This is a genomic window from Streptococcus moroccensis, assembly GCF_030812835.1.
Taxonomy (GTDB): Bacteria; Bacillota; Bacilli; order Lactobacillales; family Streptococcaceae; genus Streptococcus; species Streptococcus moroccensis.
In genome coordinates, this window is record NZ_JAUSTM010000025.1 from 21,129 (window position 1) to 27,173 (window position 6,045).

The window sequence follows — 6,045 nt, forward strand, 5'->3', positions numbered from 1 at the left end:
AATTACTCCTAGTTGTTTTCTAAATAAAATTCAAACCGTTCTGCGGCATACTGACTCTTCACGTATTCAAAGGCCTGACCATCATCAAAGTAAGACACCTGTGTTAAGCCTAAAATCGCCTGACCAGCTTCAAGGCCGAGGTAATCTGTCACGACTCCTTCTGCTAAGCGTGCATAGATGGTCTGCTGGCTTTTGCCAATCTTAAAGCCATGCTCTGTCAAGGTTTTAAAGAAATGCTGGGTGATGTCTTCTTTAGCAAACCTTGCGATAAACTTCTTCGGGACCACCGCAACTTCATATACCACTGGAACCTCATCAGCATACCGAACCCGCTCCATCCGAATGACCGTTTCCGTCGGTCGCAATTCCAAATGGGCCTGCTCTTTTTTATTGGGTTTGCTTTCGATGTATGAGATCACTTGGCTGGACGGGTGTTTCCCCTGAGACCTGATGATTTCTGTGAAGGACGTCGTTCCCCTCATTTTTTCTTGGATGCGCGTGCTGGCCACATAGGTTCCAGAGCCTACTTTTCGCTCCAAGACCCCTTCTTCCACCAGAAGGGTGACCGCTTGGCGTAAGGTCATCCGACTCACTTCAAAATGGTCAGCAAAATCCCGCTCACTAGGTAGGCGTTGACCAATTTTCCAGATGCCTTGGTCGATTTCATCCTTGATTTGGTTATGAATTTGTATGTATGCTGGTAACATAAGCACCTCTTTCCTCCATATCTTATCAAATTTCCAACAATAAATCCATTTAACCATAGAAAATGACACGTTTTATGGTAAAATAAAATCATCACATTGCTTTTTAAGAAAGGAAAGTCATGACTAGCATTTCAAAAGACTTCACAGACGTTGAAAAAATCATCGTCTTGGACTATGGTAGCCAGTACAACCAGCTGATTACCCGTCGTATCCGTGAATTTGGGGTTTTCTCCGAACTCAAAAGCCACAAACTTAGTGCTGAGGAAATCAAGGCCCTAAATCCGATCGGTATCGTTTTATCAGGAGGTCCAAATTCAGTTTATGCTGAGAATTCATTCGGCATTGACGAAGATATCTTTGAACTGGGTGTTCCTATCCTAGGAATCTGCTACGGCATGCAGCTTCTTACAGACCGCCTCGGCGGGAAAGTCGTTCCTGCTGGTGAAGCAGGAAACCGTGAATACGGCCAATCTGAAATGACTCAGACTGGTTCTGCTCTTTTTGAAAACACGCCTGAAAAACAAGTGGTTCTCATGAGCCACGGAGATGCGGTCACTGAAATTCCTGAAGGGTTTGTCCGCACTGGTCAATCCGCAGATTGCCCATTTGCAGCCATTGAAAACACTGAGAAGAACATCTACGGTATCCAGTTCCACCCAGAAGTACGCCATTCCGTATACGGAAACGACATTCTCCGTAACTTTGCCCTTAACATCTGTGGTGCTAAAGCGGACTGGTCAATGGATAACTTCATCGACATGGAAATTGAGAAAATCCGTGCAACTGTCGGAGACAAAAAAGTCCTCCTTGGTCTATCAGGTGGTGTCGACTCTTCTGTTGTTGGGGTGCTTCTCCAACGCGCCATTGGCGATCAATTGACCTGTATCTTCGTTGATCACGGTCTTCTCCGTAAAGGCGAAGCTGACCAAGTTATGGAAATGCTTGGTGGCAAATTTGGCCTGAACATTATCAAGGCTGATTCGGCTAAACGATTCCTTGATAAATTGGCTGGCATCTCTGATCCAGAGCAAAAACGTAAAATCATCGGAAACGAATTCGTCTATGTCTTTGATGACGAAGCCAGCAAGCTTCAGGATGTTAAATTCTTGGCACAAGGAACGCTCTACACAGACATTATCGAGTCAGGTACCGAGACGGCTCAAACCATCAAGTCCCACCACAACGTTGGTGGACTACCAGAAGACATGCAGTTTGAGCTTATTGAGCCACTTAACACCCTCTTCAAAGATGAAGTGCGTGCCCTAGGTACTGCTCTAGGTATGCCTGATGAGATTGTTTGGCGTCAGCCATTCCCAGGCCCTGGTCTTGCCATCCGTGTCATGGGTGAAATCACTGAAGAAAAATTAGAAACCGTTCGTGAATCAGACGCTATCCTTCGGGAAGAAATCGCTAAAGCAGGTCTTGACCGTGACATTTGGCAGTATTTTACCGTGAACACTGGCGTACGCTCTGTTGGGGTTATGGGCGATGGTCGGACTTACGACTACACTATTGCCATTCGTGCCATCACTTCTATCGACGGCATGACTGCAGACTTTGCACAGATTCCATGGGAAGTTCTCCAAAAGATCTCTGTCCGCATCGTCAACGAAGTTGATCACGTCAACCGCATCGTCTACGACATCACCAGCAAACCACCCGCAACAGTGGAGTGGGAGTAATACTGCGCGATTCTGTTTGCAAAGCAAATGAGAGAGGGCTTAGTATTACCCCTGAAGGCTATCCTGTGAGCTAACGAGCTTAGCGAAGTGAGGAACAGCTGACAGCTACTGTTTAAAATATTAAAAACTACTTAAAAAGGCTATGATTTCAAAGCCTTTTTTGTTGTCTTCTGCAAATATTTTGCAAATGTATAAATCATTGATTTTTTGTTTAATCAATTGTCCATAGCTAGTTCAAAATGGTCAATTATTAACATTTTTCCAAATTAATCGAACTCACTTCCCTTCTAGCCTTTTATGGCTAATTGTGATAAACTTTTAAATAGATTGAAACGTCCTTTTTAAGGAAAACAGAAAGGAAACTTTATGCCATACGATACATTATTAGATCGTTTTTTAACCTATGTTAAGGTCAACACTCGCTCGGACGAAAATTCTACAACTACTCCATCTACCCAGTCTCAAGTTGACTTTGCTCAAAATATCTTACTTCCTGAGATGGAGCGTGTTGGGTTGCAGGATGTCCACTACTTGCCAAATGGCTTTGCGGTCGGAACACTTCCAGCCAATGACCCCAGTCTAAGTCGTAAGATTGGCTTTATTGCCCACATGGACACAGCTGACTTCAATGCTGAAAATGTGTCACCTCAAGTCATTGAGAACTACGATGGCCTGGCCATCGCCCTAGGGACTTCTGGCTATGAGCTGAGTCCAAAAGACTTCCCTCAGCTGACTAGCTACAAAGGCCAAACCCTGATTACGACAGATGGCACTACCCTATTAGGTGCTGATGACAAATCAGGTATTGCGGAGATCATGACAGCTATCGAGTATCTGGTCCAAAATCCAGACATTAAACACTACGAAATTCGTGTTGGTTTCGGCCCTGATGAGGAAATTGGTGTTGGTGCGGATAAGTTTGATGTTGAGGACTTTAATGTCGACTTCGCCTATACCGTTGATGGCGGACCGCTTGGGGAGCTTCAATACGAAACCTTCAGTGCTGCTGCTGCTAATCTTGAATTTATCGGTCGTAATGTCCACCCAGGTTCTGCAAAAAACGGTATGATTAATGCCCTCCAACTAGCAATCGATTTTCATAACCAATTGCCAGAGACTGAGCGTCCTGAGCATACAGAGGGTTATCAAGGCTTCTTCCACCTGATGAATTTAGAGGGAACCGTTGACCATGCGACATCTGCCTACATTATTCGTGATTTCGCAGATGACACTTTCCAAGCTCGTAAGCAACTCTTGCAAGATATCGCAGATCGCATGAATGCTCAGTTCGATACCGAACGTGTCCTTCTTAAGATGCATGATCAATACTATAACATGCGAAAAGTCATTGAAAAAGACATGACCCCAATTACCATTGCCAAAACAGTCATGGAGCAACAAGGGATAACCCCAGTTATTGAACCCGTTCGTGGCGGTACAGATGGGTCTAAGATTTCTTTCCTTGGCATCCCAACTCCAAACCTCTTTGCCGGTGGGGAAAACATGCATGGCCGCTTTGAGTTTGTTAGTCTTCAAACCATGGAAAAAGCCGTCGATGTCATCATTGGCATTGTCTCTCACAAAGGCTAAAAAAACTCCAGATGGAGCTTTTACACATAGGACAGCAAAAAGAGCACCGTTTCGGTGCTCTTAGGACGTAGACAAACCCTAGTTTTCTATCAAAAGGACATTACGAAGTTCTACCAGGGATTTAAAAAGTTGATTTTTTGCGGGCTAAGCGAGCAAGTATCGAAACTTTCCGCTGTGATAAAAGTACCTGAAACTATTGCGTTTCAGGTACTCGGAAGTTTTGGGGTGAAAGAGTCCAGTGGACTATTTCAGGTCTGAGCTTGGAAATGAAAAAGCGAAGAAGGCTCAAAACTTAGGTTTGGAATTCCGAAGGGAGTCGCAACCGTCTGTTAAAACGATCCAGTGGATCGTTTTAAGTTGGAGCCCGAAAACTAGAAAGCGAGAAACCTAAGGAAAGTTTCAAAAATAACTTTGTCTTCAATCTGAGAACACCGAAACGGTGCTCTTTTATTTTTATTTTTCCAATAACTCTTCGACCTTGTGGTCATCGAATTTTTCTTCGTGTGGCAAGATAAGGTTTAAAAGAATTCCTGCGATTGCTGAGAGGGCTGTCCCTGAGAGGGTCACTGCACCAATTTCAAGAACGGCACCACCTAAGCCGAGTACCAACATAGAGCTCGCGATAATGAGATTGCGCACTTGACGGAAATCAACTTGGCGCTCAATCATGACCTTAAGACCATTGCTGGCAATTACCCCATACAAGAGGATAGCCATACCACCAAGGACTGCTGTCGGAATGGTCGAGATAAGGGCAGTAAATTTGCCAAAGAAACTGAGTCCAAGAGCAATCAAAGCTGCATTGCGAATAACGGATACCGAAGCAATCCGTGTCATCCCGATAACACCTGTGTTTTCCCCGTAAGTCGTATTAGCAGGCCCCCCTATGAAAGCAGACAAGGCAGTTGCCACACCATCACCAATCAATGTACGATGGAGGCCAGGGGTTTTCAAGAATGGACGACCACAGATCTCACTCAAGACGGTATGGTCACCGATATGCTCCGCAATCGTTACAACTGCTACAGGGAGGATGGCCCATGTCTCTGGACCAAAGTAAAGTTCATAGGTGTTGAAAACACCGCCCGTTGAAAACGGTAGGTAAAAGCCAGGGAGTTCAAACCAGTTAGCCTCTAGAACTGGGGTAAAGTCAACCAAGCCAAAGAAGATAGCTACAATATAACCGCCGATAATCCCGAAAAGGAAAGGAATAATTTTAAGGAAACCTTTGGCTTTGGTGTTAATAAAAGCTGTGATGAGGAAAGTGACGATGGCAACGATAATATTCTTAACATCCCCATCAGCCACAAAGCCCGCATTGGATACAGCTGAGCCTGCAAGGCCAAGACCGATGACCATAATCATAGGTCCAATCACAATTGGAGGCAATAACTTATCGATCCATTTTGTCCCAAGAAACTTAACCAATCCCGCAACAACTACATAGATTAAACCAACCAAAACAACCCCAGTTTGAGCTGCCTTGATGTCACCACCCATTTGTTCAATGGCAAAGGCCATAGCAGAGATATAGGCAAAAGATGATCCCAAGTAAACAGGAACTTTAAACTGTGTTGCCACCATGTAAATGAGCGTTCCGATACCAGATGCAAACAAGGCAACGGATACTGGCATCCCTAAAATCAAAGGAACGAGAATAGTTGCTCCAAACATGGCAAAAACGTGCTGGACACTGAGGAGAAGGCCCTTGGCTAAGGGTGGGGTTTGATCTACATCCAATAATAAGTTAACGCGTGAAGTGCTTGACTCCATAATTTCCTCTTTTCTAGGCATACTAAAAGCCCTAATGATAACGCAATAGGGCCTAGTAGTTTTCCGGTTCTACGTGCCTTTGTCACCTCACGGGATGACATTAAAAGCCCTTCGCTGTATGATATCATATCATAAATCAAACTAAAAATCTAGTCTCAAAGATGAGAACCAATCATCTTCTAAGATAGCTGTTCTTTCGCTAAATTTCAAGTAGAAGTTAGCCATTTTCAAGAAACTGTGCAGGAGACAAATAGTTCAGTATTTTCTTAGGATAATGATTGATCCAGTTTTCG

4 protein-coding genes are annotated in these 6,045 nt (G+C 44.3%); 2 read left to right on the forward strand and 2 right to left on the reverse strand.

Annotated features, from left to right (window positions below; all coding sequences use genetic code 11):
- Positions 1–8: 8 nt before the first annotated feature.
- Positions 9–707, reverse strand: coding sequence for a GntR family transcriptional regulator (locus J2S23_RS09740; protein ID WP_307122537.1), 699 nt, complete (start codon positions 705–707; stop codon positions 9–11).
- 119 nt (positions 708–826) lie between these two features.
- Here J2S23_RS09740 and guaA point away from each other — a divergent pair, with 119 nt between their 5' ends.
- Complete coding sequence (guaA, locus tag J2S23_RS09745) at positions 827–2,389, forward strand: glutamine-hydrolyzing GMP synthase (protein WP_307122538.1); 1,563 nt, start codon at positions 827–829, stop codon at positions 2,387–2,389.
- 366 nt (positions 2,390–2,755) lie between these two features.
- Positions 2,756–3,979: a peptidase T gene (gene pepT / locus J2S23_RS09750; protein WP_307122539.1), complete on the forward strand. Its 1,224-nt coding sequence runs from the start codon at positions 2,756–2,758 to the stop codon at positions 3,977–3,979.
- 453 nt (positions 3,980–4,432) lie between these two features.
- On the opposite strand, the gene J2S23_RS09755 is transcribed toward pepT, so the two are convergent.
- Positions 4,433–5,752 (reverse strand): uracil-xanthine permease family protein, encoded by a 1,320-nt coding sequence (locus tag J2S23_RS09755; RefSeq protein WP_307122540.1) that lies wholly within the window; start codon positions 5,750–5,752, stop codon positions 4,433–4,435.
- Positions 5,753–6,045: the final 293 nt, after the last annotated feature.

Excerpts from the sequence above, each read along its gene's own strand:
- guaA (WP_307122538.1), top strand. The coding sequence starts at position 827 with ATGACTAGCATTTCAAAAGACTTCACAGACGTTGAAAAAATCATCGTC.
- J2S23_RS09740 (WP_307122537.1), bottom strand. The coding sequence starts at position 707 with ATGTTACCAGCATACATACAAATTCATAACCAAATCAAGGATGAAATC.
- pepT (WP_307122539.1), top strand. The coding sequence starts at position 2,756 with ATGCCATACGATACATTATTAGATCGTTTTTTAACCTATGTTAAGGTC.
- J2S23_RS09755 (WP_307122540.1), bottom strand. The coding sequence starts at position 5,752 with ATGGAGTCAAGCACTTCACGCGTTAACTTATTATTGGATGTAGATCAA.